Below are 17,339 nucleotides of genomic sequence, written 5' to 3' on the forward strand. Positions count from 1 at the left end.
TTTAGTATATAACATTTCCACATTAGTTTTAGCTTATCTCAAGGTTTATTAACTTTGTGCGACCGCAACAGCAATTCCCCATATTTATTGGATTTTTCGCTGCGCACCGGTCTGCAAAAACAGGAGCGTTATGACTAAGTACATTTTTGTAACAGGAGGTGTTACCTCTTCATTAGGTAAAGGTATTATAGCTGCATCGTTGGCTAAACTGTTACAAGCCCGAGGCTTCACAACAACCATTCAAAAGTTTGATCCCTACATAAACGTAGACCCGGGTACGCTGAACCCATACGAGCATGGGGAGTGTTATGTAACGGAAGATGGTGCGGAAACGGACTTGGACTTAGGACACTATGAGCGTTTTTTAAATACGTTCACCTCTCAGGCTAATAACGTAACTACAGGTCGTGTATACCAACATGTGATCAATAAAGAGCGCGAAGGTGCTTACCTAGGTAAAACGGTACAGGTTATCCCGCATATTACTGACGAAATTAAGCGTCGTATCATGCTTTTGGGAGAAGGCAACAAGTACGATTTTGTTATTACTGAGCTTGGTGGTACGGTAGGTGACATTGAATCGCTACCGTATATAGAGGCGGTTCGTCAGTTGAAATGGGACTTGGGAGAGCACAATTGTATTGTGGTGCACCTAACACTTATTCCTTATTTGAGAGCGGCAAAAGAATTAAAAACTAAACCTACACAACACTCAGTAAAGCTGATGAGTGAGAATGGTTTAAACCCTGATATATTGGTTTGCCGTACAGAGGAGCCATTATATAAGGATATAAAAAGAAAGATTGCACAATTCTGTAACGTAACACAGGATGCGGTAATAGAAGCTAAAGATGCAGATACGATCTATAGCGTTCCGTTGGAAATGATGAAGGAACGCTTGGACGAAATTTGTTTGGAGAAGCTTAATGTAGATTTTGGTAAAGAGCCCGATCTGGATAAATGGAAAGAGTTTTTAAACAAACTACGCTATCCTAAAACAAGCATCACTGTTGGTCTTATAGGTAAGTATGTAGAATTACAAGATGCTTATAAGTCAATTCTTGAAGCGTTTATACACGCAGGTGCTATTAACGAGTGTAAAGTAGAGGTTAGAAATATACATTCAGAATATCTTACAAAAGAAAATGCAGAAGAGAAGCTACGCAACTTGGATGCCATATTGGTAGCACCGGGTTTTGGTAGTAGAGGTATTGAAGGAAAGATTGATGCTATTCGCTATGCGCGTGAGCAAAAAATACCATTCTTTGGTATTTGCCTAGGTATGCAAATGGCTTGTGTAGAGTTTGCCCGCAATGTGCTGAACATGCCAAACGCACACACTACTGAAGTAAACGAGGATACTAAGGATGCGGTTATATCTATTATGGAAGAGCAGAAAGATATAACGCAGATGGGCGGAACAATGAGATTAGGAGCTTATGCTTGTGAGTTGAAAAAAGATTCCAAACTAGCTGAAATATACGGTACAACTTCTATCTCGGAGCGCCATCGTCACCGCTACGAGTTTAATAACCAATATTTAGAAGCGTTTGAAAAAGCAGGTATGATACCTGTGGGTAGAAACCCTAAAACACAACTGGTAGAAGTGATGGAGTTGAAAGACCACCCTTTCTACGTGGCTGTACAATATCACCCGGAGTATAAGAGCACGGTAGAAAACCCGCATCCATTGTTTGTTGCCTTTATAAAAGCAGCAAAAGAGGCTCAGGGCAAGAGAAACGGCGGGATGAAGAAGGCTTTTGATAAGCAGCAGGTAGACTAGTGTTGTATATCAACATGAGTTGACTGAATACTACTCCCAAAAAAGGTTTGAGCGTTGGTATTAAAATCCTCAGTATTATCTGTAGTATAGAATGCTATATGGCCATTTTTGCCAATATTTTGTTCTATATCCTTATGCCTGCTCAGGTAGTCTTGTAAGCTATCGGCTACAATATCAGCTTGTGATATGGTGCTTATCCCTTCTGGTAAGTGCTTTTTAATGGTCTCTTCCAGCAGAGGATAATGGGTACAGCCTAAAAGTATGGTATCTATATTTTTTGATTGAGCTAGTAAGCTTTCGATATCCATCTGTACTATGGCATCCGCTTCCTTTTTATCTGCCATTTTGTGCTCTATGATGGGCACCCAAAGCGGACAAGCTTGTTGATATACATTAAGTTCAGGGTAGAACTTGTTGATCTCTATGGGGTATGTGTTAGACAGTATAGTGCCCTTAGTGCCTAGTATACCTACGGTTTTAGAGTCAGAATACTGCCCTATTATTTCAGCTGTGGGTCTTATAACACCTAAAACACGTTTTTCTGATCCCAGCAAGGGTAGGTCGTGCATCTGAATGGTCTTCAGTGCCTTTGCTGAAGCGGTATTGCAGGCTAGAATAATCAGTTGGCAGCCTTGGTCGAATAGCCATTTTACAGCCTCTAGTGTAAAATGGTATACCGCTTCAAAAGAACGGTCGCCATAAGGAGCGCGCGCATTATCGCCAAGGTATATATAATCATACTCAGGCATTTTTTCTTTTATAGCCTTAAAAACGGTCAAACCACCGTAACCTGAGTCGAATATGCCTATTGGAGCAGCCATAGCCACAAATATATCAAAGAAAAGCACTGGTAGAGACCAGTGCTAATGTTTTTATCTGTACCGCGATATCGATAGCAACCTACTTAGGTTTTCATAATTAACAGTCACAATGCTGTAGATGTTTTAAATACTGGTATGAATACAGTAATTTTGCATGATATTTTTACTTATGAGTGACGTTGCAACACCACAAAAGCCAGCACTTACAGCAAAAGATTTTGCTACAGATCAAGAAGTGCGTTGGTGTCCTGGTTGTGGAGATTATTCGATATTAAAGCAAGTACAAACCATACTGCCACAAACGGGTATTCCTAAAGAGGATATCGTTATTGTTTCGGGTATTGGTTGTAGCTCTCGTTTCCCTTACTATATGAATACTTATGGCATGCACTCTATACATGGGCGTGCTGCAGCTATTGCATCGGGGTTGAAAGCTACAAGGCCAGAATTGAGTGTATGGATAGTAACAGGCGACGGTGATGGATTGAGTATTGGTGGTAACCATACGATACACTTATTACGTAGAAATTTTGATGTGAATGTATTGTTGTTCAATAACCAGATATATGGTTTGACCAAAGGGCAATATTCTCCTACATCTGAAGAAAATAAAATAACTAAGTCAACACCTTTTGGTAGTATCGATCATCCCTTCAATCCACTAGCATTGGCTATGGGTGCTGATGCTACTTTTATTGCCAGAAGTATGGATCGTGACCCTAAGCACTTACAAGAGTTGCTATTAAGGTCGCATGCACACCATGGTGCTTCTTTCTTGGAGATCTACCAAAACTGTAACATCTTCAACGATGGAGCCTTCTTTACATTCACAGATAAAGAAACTCGTGCTGAAGAGGTGCTTTATTTGCAACAAGGGCAACCATTGATATATGGTGCAGAAAAAAATAAAGGTATCCGTCTGAATGGGCACAAGCCCGAGATCGTGAATCTTGAAGATGGAACCGTAAGTGTGGATGATCTGTGGGTGCATGATGAGCAAGATTTCTTTAAAGCGCAGATATTAACCCGCTTCTTCGATAATCCTTCTGTAGAAGGTCACTTCCCTCGTCCGGTAGGTGTGTTTTATGCAGTAGAACGCCCAACTTATGAGGATGCTATGCAGTTACAAGTAGAGCATGCAGTAGCCACCAAAGGCGATGGTGATCTGGATAGCTTACTAAAAGGTAAGGAGAACTGGGTGATCGAGTAAAGCGTCTGATGTAGAACACAAATAATTGGGATCACTAAAAAAACTAGCAAGCCAAACAGTTTGGTACGGTGTCAGCAATATTGCTGCACGTTTGCTTACTTATGTGCTTACTCCTTATTTCACCTATACGCTTGTAGGTGTTGCAGGTCAGGTAGAATATGGGTTGTACACCTACATATATTCCATACTCCCCTTTCTGAATATTGTTTACTCCTACGGAATGGAAACAACGTTTTTCCGTTTTAGTAATACCGAAGATAAGCAAGAGCTCTATAGTACTCAGGTTACGTCAGTGCTGCTAACCACACTGCTATTTACAGCATCTATTATCATGCTGCAAACACCTATTGCAGGTTTTCTAGATTTGGGCAATCATGTAGAATATGTAGTATGGATAGCCGCCATCTTAGGGCTAGATGCATTATCTGCATTACCATATGCCAGGTTGAGGCAAGAGAATAGGCCTCGCAAATACGCTTTTACCAAAGTAGCAGGCATCATACTGTTTGTAGGTACAGTGATGTTTCTTTTTAGTATGGGGGAAGGTATTGCGCAACGCAATCCTGAAGGTTGGTTTGCAGAGTTCTACAATAAATATTGGGGCTTAGGGTTTATACTCTTTGCTAATGTGCTACAGGCATTGTTTACCCTACTTCTTTTGTCTAGTGAGCTGTTGAAGTTCAAGCCTATCATCAACAAAGGGGTCTACAAGCGTGTACTAAAATATGGTTTGCCCATATTAATAACAGGGCTTGCAGGTACGGCTAATGAGCAGTTGAGTATTCCAATTTTCAAAAAAATATACCCTGCTACCAAAGAAGAAACAACAATCCAATTAGGCTATTTTGGGGCTACGCTAAAGCTAGCCATAATGATTAAGCTTGCTATACAGGCCTTCCGTTTGGCAGGAGAGCCGTTTTTCTTTTCTATTGCTCAAGAAAAAGATGCTAAATATACCTATGCAAGAGTGATGAAGTGGTTTGTGGTAGTGATGGCATTTATGTTTTTGAATGTGGCATTGTTTATAGATCTATGGCAATACTTTATTTCGCCTGAATATAGAGTAGCGCTAGACCTAGTTCCTGTGTTGCTACTATCATTTGTCTTTTTAGGTATATATAACAATTTAAATATCTGGTTCAAACTAACGGATAAGACCATGTATGGCACATACATTGCAATAATAGGTACAGCTGTTACTATAGCGTTCAACTTTGCATTGATACCTTATTGGGGCTATGCAGCTTGTGCTTGGGGCATGCTACTCTGTTATGGGGTTATGATGATGTTATCTTACTTATGGGGTCAAAAACATTATCCTATTCCATATAGTCTTACTACTATTGGCAAGTATATTGGTATGATGTTGCTTCTATTCTTTATACAAGCACTGTTGCGCAATTATGTATTAACAGATAGTATGGTACTACGTATAGTATCAGGTTTGATCTTGTTTGTGCTGTATGTATTGTTTATCGTAAGGTCAGAAAAAGAAGAGCTGACCCGCATTCCAATAATAGGGAAATACATAAAATAGAAAGAGTTACTTCAATAACTCACAAGGCTTGGTGCCTGTAGCTTTTTTGAAAGCAGTGCTAAAATGCGATATACTGCTAAAGCCAAGCTCGTTGGCTACATCAGATACTGTAGTGCCGGTTTGCAACATTTCTTTTGCCTTGGCAATGCGCAGGCTTTGTGTGTATTCATGAATGGTTTTGCCCACCAATGCTTTAAATCCTTTTTTCAAGTAGCACTCGTTCATAGCTACCGTACGTGAGAGCTCTTTAATGGTTAGTGGGCTATCCAAATTGGCTTCAATAGTTTCCTTGGCGGCAATCACTTTTTCACGCTCACTTTCAAAAGCTAAGAATCTACACGCAGGTACAGGGCAGGCGGTGAATGGTAGGTTGATACACTCTAGCGCTCTTCTCAGCAAGTGTATCAACAACTCATTATGCTGTAAAGCGGTAGTGAAGTTGGTTTTATTTTGTACTTCTTGTAGTTGTTCCAGCAGTACTTCTGTTTGCTTACAGATAGAGAACTGTTGTTCAGTAACCTTGTTGAAGCTGAAAGGCTGCTCGGCAAGTAATATATCCAGTGGATACTGTTCAAAAAAAGGTGGCTGAAACTCTATCCAGAAGATAGTGGCCGTTTCAGGGCGAATATCATGCTTTAGATAAAGCAATTGTAAACAGAACTGATCGTCTTCTATTGGGAATAAGTGCAGTTTAGCATGCTCATCGGGCCATGCATTACTAGGAAAATCCACTTCTATCTTCTCAGAATAGACAATATGACTTTTGAAAATGAAGTTACGGTCTACTATCTGAGCTTCCTGCCCCAAGATACGTTCTATCGGAGCGCTTTGCTTAGTAATAACCTTTATGTCTTTTACCTTAGGCACGGCTGCAAATATAGGATTATTTAAATTAAGCGGAATCAGGCAGTTATAAGGATAATAGCAATATAATATTGAGCGATAGGGCTAGTTTTTTGGATAGAGAAACATTAATAGCAAAATGTATATTTATTTAACGAAATAAATATTGAAAAACAGATTATTTGAAAATGGCTGAAATGCTTTACAGGAAAGGGTTTTAGTACTGTTAAAAAACATTGTTTTTTCTTGTATAAGATGTCGCTTTTTGCTAACTTTGTTAGGTTATATTCAAGCAAATTTTACGGTCATTCTTTGTGGCCGATCCATAAACAGAAATACTATTTTTTAGTGTTTTTCTTAATTGTTTTATGAGTACAGAAAACGAAGAAAATAAGTCAGCTAATCCTGGTTACGACGCAGGAAGTATACAAGTATTAGAAGGTCTTGAAGCGGTGCGTAAGCGCCCTGCCATGTATATTGGTGATATAGGTGTCAAAGGGCTACACCATCTTGTATATGAGGTGGTTGACAACTCTATAGATGAGGCCTTGGCAGGATATTGTAACAATATTACTGTTACTATACACGAGGGCGATTCTATTAGTGTGCAAGACGACGGACGTGGTATACCAACAGGTATGCATGAAAAAGAAGGTCGTTCTGCATTAGAGGTAGTAATGACCGTACTACACGCAGGTGGTAAGTTTGATAAGAATACGTATAAGGTATCCGGTGGTTTGCATGGTGTTGGTGTTAGTTGTGTAAATGCGCTTAGTAAGTTATTACATGTTACTGTACACAGAGAGGGCAAAGTTTTTGAACAAGAATACAGTAAAGGTGCTCCTCTATATTCAGTTAAAGAAACAGGTACAACCGATATTACGGGTACAAGAGTTTTCTTTACACCTGATGATAGCATTTTTAAAGAAAACATATATAGCCGTGAGATATTAGCCGGACGTTTACGTGAATTGAGTTACTTAAATAAGGGTATCAATATCATATTAGTAGACGAGCGTGAGCAAGACGATGCAGGCAATAATATTCAAGAGAAGTTTTATAGTGAGGGGGGTATCGTAGAGTTTGTTCAAATGTTGGATGCTGCAGGCAAGCGTAATCCATTGTTGGAAGCTCCTGTATATATGGAAGGCCATGATGAGCCATCTAATGTTGCTGTAGAGGTATCGATGAACTATAATACTTCTTATAGTGAGCATATATTCTCTTATGTAAACAACATTAATACTATAGAAGGTGGTACACACGTGTCAGGTTTTCGTAGGGCAATAACCAGAGTGTTTAAATCTTACGGTGATAAGAACAATCTGTTCGCGAAAGCTAAAGTAGATATCGTTGGTGACGATTTCCGTGAAGGGTTGAGTGCTATCATTTCTGTAAAAGTTCCTGAGCCACAGTTTGAAGGTCAAACAAAAACCAAGCTAGGTAATAAAGAGGTAATAGGTGTTGTAGATACTACGGTTAGCCGTGTTTTAGAAACCTATCTTGAAGAGCACCCTAAAGAAGCTAAGATGATAATTGATAAAGTTATCATTGCGGCACAGGCTCGTGCAGCAGCACGTAAGGCTCGTGAGCTAGTACAGCGTAAAAATGTACTTTCGGGTGGAGGTATGCCTGGTAAGCTGGCAGACTGCTCGGATAAAGATCCTGCAAGATGTGAGCTATACCTAGTGGAGGGTGACTCGGCGGGTGGAACGGCTAAGCAAGGCCGCGACCGTAGCTATCAAGCTATCCTGCCTCTTCGTGGTAAGATACTGAACGTAGAAAAAGCACAAGAGCATAAGATCTACGAGAATGAAGAGATCAAGAATATGTTTACAGCATTGGGAGTGTCTGTAGGCACTGAAGAAGATGCCAAAGCCTTAAACATATCTAAGCTGCGTTATCATAAGATCATCATCATGACGGATGCTGATGTAGATGGTTCTCACATCGCAACATTGATATTGACCTTCTTCTTCCGCTATATGAAAGAGTTAGTAGAGCAAGGGTATGTTTACTTGGCGCAGCCACCACTTTATTTAGTGAAGAAAGGCAAAGATCAAGAATATGCTTGGGATGATAATCAACGTAAGGCAGCTGTGGATAGAATGGCTAATGGTAAAGAAGATAGTGTGAACATACAGCGCTATAAGGGTCTTGGTGAGATGAACGCAAGTCAGCTTTGGGAAACGACAATGGACCCAAGCACACGTTTGTTAAAACAGGTGACTATAGAAAGTGCAGCCGAAGCGGATAGGGTATTCTCTATGTTGATGGGTGATGAGGTTGCGCCAAGACGTGAGTTTATAGAGACACACGCTAAGTATGCTAAGATCGATATCTAAACAGTACAATGTTATATAAAAAAGGAAGCCTTACAAGATTGTAAGGCTTTTTTTCATTTCAGCCATATGCTACAAAGTAGCAATGAACTTTACCCCTATTGAAACGAAAGCTTATTAATAGACACTTATAGTGTATATAATCATTTTAGGATTGCTAATATACAAGTTTTACTAGTTTATAGGGTATAAAAAAAGCGGGTAGTTATACCCGCTTTGTATTATTTCTTCTTCTGTTGTTGTTTTGCTTTTTCCATTTGTGCCTTCTGCATCTCTTGTAGGCGTTGTTGCCATTTAGACTCTTTAGCAGGTTTATTTTTATTCTCTTGGATTTGAGCATGTATAGCATCCTCGTTGATGATATACTTTTGAATGATAAACTGCTGTGCAATACTGATCATGTTACTAAAGAAGTAGTAGAAAGTAAGTGCCGCTGCCATTTTGTTAAAGATACCTAGTAAGAAGATAGGGAAGATGAACGGCATCCATTTCAACATTGGGTTGTTAGGATCTTGCGCCGTCATATTTCTATTATACAATGCCAAGAATAAACTTGATATTGTCATAAGGATAGTAAATAAACTAATGTGGTTACCATATACGGAGCTTAATACTGGTATTGTAGACGTCCAGCTGGCAATACTATCATAAGTAGATAGGTCGCTCGCCCAAAGGAAAGATTCCTGTCTTAATTCTATTGATGACGGGAAGAAGTAGTACATCGCAAAAAGTATTGGTAACTGGAATAGAGTTGGTAAACAACCTCCAAGAGGGTTAACTCCAGCTTGTTTGTATAGCTTCATCTGCTCTACACCAAATTTTTGCTTGTCTTCTCCACACTCTTCACGTAGTTCGTCCAGCTCTGGTTTTAAGACTCTCATCTTAGCAGCAGACAAATAACTCTTATAAGTAAAGAATGATAGGAGTAATCTTATGATGATGGTCATCAACATGATGATAACACCATAGTTGCTAATAAAGCTGCTTAGTATATTGAATATTGGTATGATCAACCATTTGTTGATGTACTTAACAAAGAACATTGGTCCGTAACCCAAAGGAACCATTTCTTCCATACCTATTTTGTAAGAGCGTAGTGTTTTGTAATGGTTTGGTCCAATGTAAAAACGTAAGCTAGCAGATTGTGTAGCAGCATCAAAAGGCACATCAAAAGTGTTCTTGTTTTGAGCTACAATATTGTCGCTATCTAGTTTTGTTTTACCTATTACTACTGCATTGTTAAAACCTTCGTCAGAGATGATGGTATTCGTAAAGAAGTGAAGTCTAAAACCTATCCAGTTGGTTTTGCTCTCCAGGCTTTCTTTTTCATCTTCTTTATTGCTTATTGTATAGTAGTCATGATCTTCATTGGTATAGCGATAATAGATTTGGCTATTGATACGCTCATTCTTAATGTCATTCTCTGTGTGTAGCGCTTCCGTTTGCCAAGTGAATGGTAAGGCACCGCCAACAGGCATGCCGTCAAGGTCCATGTTGTATTGTAACATATACCCCGTAGCAGGTAGTGCATATTTTATTTTTACAAGTTTACCATCACCTAGGTCGGCAGTAAATGTCAGTGATTTAGCACCATCAGCATCTGTATTCTCGACTACTTCATAAAATAGATCACCTGTAGCTACTGCACCGTTATTAATAGGTAACACAGCACTTAGCTTATTATATGCGCCGTCAAAAAGATATAGTGGTTCTCCGCTATGTGTTTTATATTCTTTTAATAGTGCCTTTTTAGGGTGGGCACCATTAGTATTGAACGTGATCGCTATTTGATCATTTTCAAGAGTTACCTCTTTAGCTTCACCAGTATAAGCGGCAGGTCTATTATCTACAATAGTACTATCAAGCACTGTTGCATCTGCAACTATAGCGGTTGTAGTAGCTGCAGTATCTACTTTAGCAGGCATAGGATGAACCTTAGCTTTGGCTATAGAGTCTGCCTGTTTTTGTGCTTTATACTCCTTTTGAGAGTAATTATTGTATGTAATATATCCAATAAGTAGTGCGGCTAATAATGCAAAGCCGATGACTGAATTACGATCCATTTGTCAGAAAATAAGGTTGCAAAGGTATATAAAATGAGCTGTACACCAATTAGCAATAGGTTAGATATTTGATATATTCTCATTTCAAAGATTATGAAATAGTATTCTTATGTATTATCTTGGTAGCTACACCTTCATCATCATGATATAATAACATGCTTTTCAATGCAGTTAGGAGTTTTATATTAAGAACAATATAGCTTTGCACTGCAAATATTTTAAGGTCGTGAAAAAACCTATTTAATATGTTTATGAAAAAGAATACTAATAATGCTCGTTCTAGCAGCCATGCTGCCGGATCTATTAGTACAGTAGCAGAAGGTACAACTGTTAATGGCGATATTGAGTCTGATTCTGACATGAGAATAGATGGCAATATTGTGGGTAATGTATATTGTAAGGCTAAGGTAGTGCTTGGACCAACTGCTATAGTACAGGGAGATCTACATGCTGAAAATGTAGATGTATTTGGTACTGTGAATGGAAACATTACTACTAAAGATCTATCGTGCTTGAAGCAAAACAGCACTATAAATGGCAATTTGGTAACACAAAGACTACAAATAGAACCAAATGCTGTATTTAATGGTCAATGTAAGATGACATCAGACCAAGAGGTTTTAAAAACGTCTAAAACAACAGAAGAAGTAGCTGCTCTTCAATCTTAAACATTAAAGGGAGAAGTATTGTTCTTCTTCACTCCAATTTATATGAGGGTACTTTTCACGAAGTACCCTTAGTTTTTTTGCATAGACGGCTAAGAATTGTTGATGCCCTTCAGTTTGCTCAAATCTTGGGCGGTGTTGATAGGCACTATTGAGTTCCGCTATTTCCTTTATGTAAGTCAATGTAGTGTCCTCCATACAACTATTCATAAAACGCTCCCATATATAACTCACAGCCTGTTTATTGGGATGAACTAGATCTGTATCATAAAAACGATAATCTCTCAATACATCGATCAATAGCTCATAAGCAGGGAAATAATGAACTTGCTCATAGCGGCCACATATATCATGCACTGCTTCCAGTAGTCTCGCCTTGCTTCTATTATTCTCTACAACGCCATCTCTAATATGTCTAACAGGGCTTACTGTAAAAAGAATCTGTAGGTTAGGATTGGTGTTTTCCAAGGCCTCTATAGTGTCTGACAAGCTATTGGTAATTTCCTCAATAGGCAGTAGCACTTTCTCAAACTCTTGTGATGGTGCTTTATGATTGTTAGACACAGGCATGCCGCTATCCTTTCTATAATACTGATAGGCAGTACCAAGGCTAATGATCAAATAATCAGCTGAAGAGATGAACCTGTGCGCTTGCTCCTGCGATTGGTTGATCTGCGATAGCGCAGCATCCTTATCAATATGCGAAAAGCGGGAATGATGCTCCCAACTGTTCCACAGTTCGTTGAGGTAGAAGAGGTCGTCTTCTGTATATTGCTTTTGTTCTATATAGCTATTAATGCTATCAGCTACGCTGAGTGGGTTGAATAGTATGCCATGCGGATTAGTGCAGATATCGAATTTATGCTCAGCTAGCTTTGCAGATATATTTTCAGCAAAACAAGAACCCATCAGCATGATTTTATCTGTATGCTTGATTTTTTGTGCTAATGGTTCGATATGTAGCTCTATATAAAACATGGACTAGTATAATGTTACGAAATGTTACGTTTTGTTACAGCATTTCAACTCTTTTTTCCTATTTGTAACATTTTGACATTGAATTATAGTTATAATTTACTATTACAAATATACGTTATTTTAACAATGATTAATGATTCTTTATTGATGAGGAACACCAACAAAGGCGGAGACTACCATGCATGCTCATCATATTTATAAGTGTCTTTAAACGGTATACCAAACATGTTTGAAATTCTTCTTGCTTCTTCTTCTGTTTCTTTGATGTCTTTTTTTATAGTTACATTTAACTTTATTTTATTTTTAAATACTTTATGCAAAAAGGAAGTTGGGTTTCTATATATATTCAATGATGGGTACCTTACGTTTAAGCTTGAAAACTTCACTATATTATCAATTTTCAAAAAAGAATCTTCTCTACTAAGCTTAAATTTTATACCCCAACAACAAATAAAAAGCTCATCTCCTTCAATAATAATTGTTTTAGTAAACCAAAGGTCAATCATTTGATATATTGAAGTTCTGATCACAACAATAAACATTAAAAAGCCAAGTATACAATAAACGTTAAAGAGAAGATAGCTTAAATAAATCAGCACAAAGCCCAAAGCTAAATCTGCTATAGCACTGTGTATTGATAATTTTGAAGGAATGATTATCTTTTTAATTTGTTTCTCCATAAAGATTATTATTTAGTGCTTCTTTTTCTACCATTCACACTTGTTAGTGTTCATATCAATACCACCCATTCTCTTTATAAAACTCCATCCCTACATTCATAGCATGGCGTACCTCTTCCAGTACAGTATCATCTATTTTCTTGATGTGGAAACAGGATTTCCCTTTTAAAGACTTTACTAAGTCGGGTGCAAGGTCGGCCTTCATACTTGGCTCTACGTATACGGGAAAGAAGTAAAAGCCCACATAGTTGCTCTGGATGATGAGTCCGCAGAGATATATTTCACTCTTGGGCTTGCCCATCACCATTACGTCTTTTTCTACCCATAGGTCATATTTCCCTTCTATATCTATGCGTGGTTTTATATTGCCTTTTTGGTAGGGTTTTATTTCCTTTTTTAGCGCATTGAAAATCTCTAGTAGTTCATTTTGGGTTAGTTTTGCCATATTAGGTGCTTTGATATTGTAATAAAAATGAATGTGACCTTTATTTATGCCAGCTTTTGCATGATAAATGCCGTAATGACATTATATTGAGTATGGATTGATAATTGTTCTACTCAATTCAAACAAAATAAATACTGATCTAGTTAAAAATACGATTTTATGAATCCAAATGAATTTAGAAAATATGCTATCAAACATCACGGTATTAGTAGCCTGACCTTTGATAGTTATACTTCTGCATTAACAAAGGGACCAAACGCGTTGACACCATATATTATTGAAGAGCGTCCATTAAACGTAGCTTCTATGGATGTGTTCTCTCGTTTGATGATGGATAGGATCATTTTCTTGGGAGAGCCTATTAATGACTATGTGGCTAATATCGTTACGGCACAGTTGCTATTCTTAGAAAGTACCGACCGTAACCGCGATGTACAGATGTATATCAACAGCCCGGGTGGTAGTGTGTATGCAGGTTTAGGTATGTACGATACGATGCAGATCATCAACCCTGATGTATCAACCATATGTACAGGTATTGGCGCTTCTATGGCAGCTGTATTGATGTGTGCAGGTACTAAAGGTAAACGTACTGCGTTGAAGCATAGCCGTATCATGATCCACCAACCGCTAGGTGGTGCAGAAGGACAAGCAAGTGATATTGAAATTACAGCACGTGAGATAGGCAAGTTGAAAAAAGAGCTTTATGAGATCATTGCACACCATTCGGGACAAAAACTAGCTAAGGTAGAAAAGGATAGCGACCGTGACTACTGGATGACAGCACAGGAAGCGAAAGACTATGGTATGATAGATGAGGTGCTAGAGCGCAACCCTAGAAAAGCAGAAGAGCAAGACGATAAAAAATAAAGAGTTATAAAATTAAAGCCTCGCAATTTGCGAGGCTTTTTTATGTTATTCGGGTTCTGTTACCCAATTGTTTTTATTGGAGTGTGTGAGGGTAATGGGAATATTGTATTTGCCTTTTAAATAGGCTGCCAGCTGCTCAGCGGCATATACCGATCTATGCTGACCGCCGGTACAACCAAAGTTGATAGACAAATAATCAAAGTCGCGAGAAATATAGTCTTCCACATTTACAGACACAAGACCATATACATGGCTCATAAAGTCTGGCATACGGCTTTCTCTGTCTAAGAAGTTTTGTATCGCAGCATCAAGACCAGACATGTGCTTATAAGGTTTGTAACGCCCTGGGTTTTTAATACCTCTACAGTCAAACACATAGCCGCCACCATGTTCGCTCTCATCTTTAGGCATGCCATTCTTCTTATAAGAGAAACTGGTTATTTGCACTTTAAGTTTAATAGAGTCTGATTTTTCAGGTTGTCTGTAATGCTCTTGGATCTCATCACTACAAACGGCTTCCAGCAAGGCGCGTAGCTCTTGATAAGCAGGCACATGCGGGTTGTCTGAAAGGTAGTTTTGCAGATTGGCCAGAGCAGGGCTAATGCTACTAATGAAATGTGGCTTATGTTCTAATAACCCTTTGAAGCCATAAGCACCTAATACTTGTAGCATACGTAACAGTACAAACTGTAAGTAGCCTTTTCTAAAATGAATTTCTTCAACGCGTGCGATCTTTATTTCATCCATCGCAGCCACATATTTATTCATCAACTCTTCCTTCCAGTTGTCAGGTAGTTTTGCTTTTGCCTGCCAGAAAAGAGATGCTAAATCATATTGTGGAGGACCTTGCATAGCCCCTTGGAAATCGATGAAATATACCTCACCATTATGTATCATAATATTGCGACTCTGAAAATCGCGATACATTAATGTTTGTGGTTGAATTCTGCCTAGCTCACGGCTTAGCTGCTCCATTTCCTCCATGAGGAGGTTGCGGTCGTAAGGTATTTTTTGAAGGTCGGCAAAGTAGTACTTGAAATACATCAAGTCGCTCATGATGGCTTTTTCATCAAAGCTTTTAGAAGAAAAGCATTGGTCGAAATTACACTCTCTGCCTGCCATCCACTGCGCCTTTACCAACTGCTCGACAGACTTCTTATAGTATTCTTTTACCTCGTCGGTATGTCCTTCCTTCGCTAATAGATCGAACAAAGAAGTATCGCCAAGGTCTTGTTGTAAATAGAATCTTCTTTCCTTGCCTATAGCATATATTTCAGGAACGTTTACACCATGCTTTCTTAGTAGCTCGGCAAAATAGAAGAAGCTGTTATTTTCAGCCACATTATCATTAAATGTACCTATTGCTGCTTTGTCGCCAGCCTTTAGTCTGTAGTATCTCCTGTCAGAACCGGAAATAGGTAAGGAAACGATACTATCCGGTTTTTCTTCAAAATGTGTTTCAAATAAATCAGCCAGAATATCAATATTCTGTGATGAGTCAATACTTGGGCTCATGATTGTTTTTTGGGGTATTCAAATATAACTACTTGTTTTTCTACTCTATTAAATTCATTCCAGTTTTTTGCAGTAAACTCTGCTACTACCACACCGCATGTGGGTATGTTGGCTGAGCTGAATTGGTATGATAAACTATTGACAAAGAGTGTAATACCGGGATTGTGTGCTACGATAATAACGGTTTTAACGCTATCTTCAATGCCATAGATCACTTCTTCAAAAGTATCTGGGTGGCAATGATACAATTTGTCTAGTAATAAAATGTCTTCTTTTTTGTAGCCAAGCTCTGAGCTGATCTTTTTAGCGGTTTGCCTTGCTCTTTTTGCTGTGCTGCTGATAATGAGTTCTGGCTGCACTCCCAATGCTTTTAGGCGTTTACCTATCATGGGTGCATCGTGGTTGCCTCTATCGTTTAGCGGTCGGTCAAAATCGGCAAGCCCCGCATTGGCCCAGCTAGATTTTGCATGTCTTACAATCACTACTCTCTTTATATGCTCACCCTCACTCATCTTCTTTGTAATATTTTAGCTGTAGCTCTGTGCCGTCAAATACAGCATAGCTATCAAACTTTATCCAATCGCCTAGATTGATGTATAAGCTATTATTAGGTAGTGGGTAGTTGATGGCCAAATGGCGATGACCAAAAATGAAATAATCGATGTGCTCTTCCTTAAGCTTGTCGTTACAGAACTGAACCAAGTATTCTTTATCAGGTCCTTGAAAGCTATCTTCCTCTCCATCCACATGCTTAGGGCCTAGTTGGCTAAACCACTCTGCCATGCGTACGCCCGTATCAGGGTGTATTCTTCTATACAGCCACTGACAGAAGGGGTTTCGTAATACTTTTTTTAGAAGTTTATAACCATGGTCGCCAGGCCCTAGTCCATCACCATGCCCTATGAAAAACTTCTTACCATTGAAGGTTCTCTCTATTGGTTCATGATGTACTGGTATGCTAAACTCTTCCTGAAAATAATCGCGCATCCAAAGATCATGGTTGCCCGTAAATGCTTCTATATGCAAGCCAGCATCGCTTAGTTCTGCCAGCTTTCCGAGAAATCGAGTGTAGCCTTTGGGTACTACTTTGCCGTATTCAAACCATGCATCAAATAGATCACCTACAAGAAATAATTGTTCTGCATCCACACTTATCTTATCCAACCATCTGCACAGTCTGCGTTCTCTTTCCAAACTGCTCTGCTTGTTGGGGATACCGAAATGAAAATCGGAAGCGAAATATATTTTTTTGCCTTGAGGTAAATTCATTGATAACCGCTAATAGAGCGCAAGTTAGCAGAAATAACCTAAAGGAAGGAGTAGGAGTAAAACTATGTTTCCAAAATTTTATTTGGAAAAATGAAAAGGGCAACTATATCTTTGCGCCAGTTCTTTAACAGTTTTCTTATCAAGAAAGGCAGAGGGATATGGCCCGATGAAGCCTTAGCAACCATACAAGCGCAAGTTTGTAAAGGTGCTACTTCCATCTCGCTACGGCGAGGCAGATAAGTCAGTTGCAATAGTTTTATCACATCAACCTTGTGTTGTGTACATAACTCGAAGCTCTTCTGATTTATCGGAAGAGCT

The 17,339-nt window shown here is 38.9% G+C and carries 15 protein-coding genes and 1 riboswitch; of the genes, 6 read left to right on the plus strand and 9 right to left on the minus strand.

Annotated elements, in window-relative coordinates:
• The first annotated feature begins 130 nt into the window (after window positions 1-130).
• Window positions 131-1,783 carry a CTP synthase gene (locus tag R2800_12150; protein ID MEZ5017799.1) on the plus strand — a complete coding sequence of 551 codons (1,653 nt, stop codon included), beginning with the start codon at window positions 131-133 and terminating at the stop codon, window positions 1,781-1,783.
• Here R2800_12150 and murI read toward each other — a convergent pair.
• Window positions 1,780-2,604, minus strand: coding sequence for a glutamate racemase (gene murI, locus R2800_12155; GenBank protein MEZ5017800.1), 825 nt, complete (start codon window positions 2,602-2,604; stop codon window positions 1,780-1,782). The genes R2800_12150 and murI overlap by 4 nt on opposite strands.
• A gap of 169 nt (window positions 2,605-2,773) precedes the next feature.
• On the opposite strand from murI, the gene R2800_12160 reads away from it, so the two are divergent.
• Together R2800_12160 and R2800_12165 are read left to right on the plus strand one after the other, a co-directional pair.
• Window positions 2,774-3,814, plus strand: a complete 1,041-nt coding sequence (locus R2800_12160; protein MEZ5017801.1) for a 2-oxoacid:ferredoxin oxidoreductase subunit beta — start codon at window positions 2,774-2,776, stop codon at window positions 3,812-3,814.
• A 25-nt stretch (window positions 3,815-3,839) separates the two neighbouring features.
• A complete protein-coding gene (locus R2800_12165; protein MEZ5017802.1) occupies window positions 3,840-5,351 on the plus strand; it encodes a lipopolysaccharide biosynthesis protein in 1,512 nt (503 codons plus the stop codon).
• Between the two features lie 6 nt (window positions 5,352-5,357).
• On the opposite strand, the gene R2800_12170 is transcribed toward R2800_12165, so the two are convergent.
• On the minus strand, window positions 5,358-6,218 hold the full coding sequence (locus R2800_12170; protein MEZ5017803.1) for an AraC family transcriptional regulator: 861 nt from the start codon (window positions 6,216-6,218) through the stop codon (window positions 5,358-5,360).
• A 344-nt stretch (window positions 6,219-6,562) separates the two neighbouring features.
• Between R2800_12170 and gyrB the strand changes: the two genes are divergently transcribed.
• Window positions 6,563-8,539: a DNA topoisomerase (ATP-hydrolyzing) subunit B gene (gyrB, locus tag R2800_12175; GenBank protein MEZ5017804.1), complete on the plus strand. Its 1,977-nt coding sequence runs from the start codon at window positions 6,563-6,565 to the stop codon at window positions 8,537-8,539.
• A 218-nt stretch (window positions 8,540-8,757) separates the two neighbouring features.
• On the opposite strand, the gene yidC is transcribed toward gyrB, so the two are convergent.
• Window positions 8,758-10,599 (minus strand): membrane protein insertase YidC, encoded by a 1,842-nt coding sequence (yidC, locus tag R2800_12180; protein MEZ5017805.1) that lies wholly within the window; start codon window positions 10,597-10,599, stop codon window positions 8,758-8,760.
• A gap of 251 nt (window positions 10,600-10,850) precedes the next feature.
• Between yidC and R2800_12185 the strand changes: the two genes are divergently transcribed.
• Entirely contained in the window at window positions 10,851-11,267 is a 417-nt protein-coding gene (locus R2800_12185; GenBank protein ID MEZ5017806.1) for a polymer-forming cytoskeletal protein, read from the plus strand.
• Window positions 11,268-11,270: 3 nt separating this feature from the next.
• Here R2800_12185 and R2800_12190 read toward each other — a convergent pair whose 3' ends face one another.
• The 3 genes from R2800_12190 to R2800_12200 all read right to left on the minus strand — a co-directional run bounded on the left by R2800_12190 (window position 11,271) and on the right by R2800_12200 (window position 13,367).
• Window positions 11,271-12,242 (minus strand): GSCFA domain-containing protein, encoded by a 972-nt coding sequence (locus R2800_12190; protein MEZ5017807.1) that lies wholly within the window; start codon window positions 12,240-12,242, stop codon window positions 11,271-11,273.
• 173 nt (window positions 12,243-12,415) lie between these two features.
• Window positions 12,416-12,922 carry a hypothetical protein gene (locus R2800_12195; GenBank protein MEZ5017808.1) on the minus strand — a complete coding sequence of 169 codons (507 nt, stop codon included), beginning with the start codon at window positions 12,920-12,922 and terminating at the stop codon, window positions 12,416-12,418.
• Between the two features lie 55 nt (window positions 12,923-12,977).
• Window positions 12,978-13,367 carry a hypothetical protein gene (locus R2800_12200; protein ID MEZ5017809.1) on the minus strand — a complete coding sequence of 130 codons (390 nt, stop codon included), beginning with the start codon at window positions 13,365-13,367 and terminating at the stop codon, window positions 12,978-12,980.
• Between the two features lie 159 nt (window positions 13,368-13,526).
• Between R2800_12200 and clpP the strand changes: the two genes are divergently transcribed.
• Window positions 13,527-14,237: an ATP-dependent Clp endopeptidase proteolytic subunit ClpP gene (gene clpP / locus R2800_12205; GenBank protein MEZ5017810.1), complete on the plus strand. Its 711-nt coding sequence runs from the start codon at window positions 13,527-13,529 to the stop codon at window positions 14,235-14,237.
• A 45-nt stretch (window positions 14,238-14,282) separates the two neighbouring features.
• On the opposite strand, the gene R2800_12210 is transcribed toward clpP, so the two are convergent.
• From R2800_12210 to R2800_12220, 3 genes are read right to left on the minus strand one after another with little or no spacing between them, the layout of a single operon-like run.
• Window positions 14,283-15,752 (minus strand): RNase adapter RapZ, encoded by a 1,470-nt coding sequence (locus tag R2800_12210; GenBank protein ID MEZ5017811.1) that lies wholly within the window; start codon window positions 15,750-15,752, stop codon window positions 14,283-14,285.
• Entirely contained in the window at window positions 15,749-16,264 is a 516-nt protein-coding gene (locus R2800_12215; GenBank protein MEZ5017812.1) for a histidine phosphatase family protein, read from the minus strand. Before R2800_12215 ends, R2800_12210 begins: the two co-directional genes overlap by 4 nt.
• The gene (locus R2800_12220; GenBank protein ID MEZ5017813.1) at window positions 16,257-17,021 is read right to left on the minus strand and encodes a UDP-2,3-diacylglucosamine diphosphatase; all 765 of its coding nucleotides are present in this window, start codon (window positions 17,019-17,021) and stop codon (window positions 16,257-16,259) included. The genes R2800_12215 and R2800_12220 overlap by 8 nt, the downstream gene beginning before the upstream one ends.
• Window positions 17,022-17,154: 133 nt before the next feature.
• A riboswitch (SAM riboswitch) is annotated at window positions 17,155-17,264 on the plus strand.
• Window positions 17,265-17,339: the final 75 nt, after the last annotated feature.

The organism is Flavipsychrobacter sp. (genome assembly GCA_041392855.1).
Lineage (GTDB): Bacteria > Bacteroidota > Bacteroidia > Chitinophagales > Chitinophagaceae > UBA5543.

Excerpts from the sequence above, each read along its gene's own strand:
- R2800_12210 (MEZ5017811.1), bottom strand. The coding sequence starts at position 15,752 with ATGAGCCCAAGTATTGACTCATCACAGAATATTGATATTCTGGCTGAT.
- R2800_12215 (MEZ5017812.1), bottom strand. The coding sequence starts at position 16,264 with ATGAGTGAGGGTGAGCATATAAAGAGAGTAGTGATTGTAAGACATGCA.
- R2800_12160 (MEZ5017801.1), top strand. The coding sequence starts at position 2,774 with ATGAGTGACGTTGCAACACCACAAAAGCCAGCACTTACAGCAAAAGAT.
- gyrB (MEZ5017804.1), top strand. The coding sequence starts at position 6,563 with ATGAGTACAGAAAACGAAGAAAATAAGTCAGCTAATCCTGGTTACGAC.
- R2800_12150 (MEZ5017799.1), top strand. The coding sequence starts at position 131 with ATGACTAAGTACATTTTTGTAACAGGAGGTGTTACCTCTTCATTAGGT.
- R2800_12185 (MEZ5017806.1), top strand. The coding sequence starts at position 10,851 with ATGAAAAAGAATACTAATAATGCTCGTTCTAGCAGCCATGCTGCCGGA.
- murI (MEZ5017800.1), bottom strand. The coding sequence starts at position 2,604 with ATGGCTGCTCCAATAGGCATATTCGACTCAGGTTACGGTGGTTTGACC.
- R2800_12195 (MEZ5017808.1), bottom strand. The coding sequence starts at position 12,922 with ATGGAGAAACAAATTAAAAAGATAATCATTCCTTCAAAATTATCAATA.
- clpP (MEZ5017810.1), top strand. The coding sequence starts at position 13,527 with ATGAATCCAAATGAATTTAGAAAATATGCTATCAAACATCACGGTATT.
- R2800_12200 (MEZ5017809.1), bottom strand. The coding sequence starts at position 13,367 with ATGGCAAAACTAACCCAAAATGAACTACTAGAGATTTTCAATGCGCTA.
- yidC (MEZ5017805.1), bottom strand. The coding sequence starts at position 10,599 with ATGGATCGTAATTCAGTCATCGGCTTTGCATTATTAGCCGCACTACTT.
- R2800_12190 (MEZ5017807.1), bottom strand. The coding sequence starts at position 12,242 with ATGTTTTATATAGAGCTACATATCGAACCATTAGCACAAAAAATCAAG.
- R2800_12220 (MEZ5017813.1), bottom strand. The coding sequence starts at position 17,021 with ATGAATTTACCTCAAGGCAAAAAAATATATTTCGCTTCCGATTTTCAT.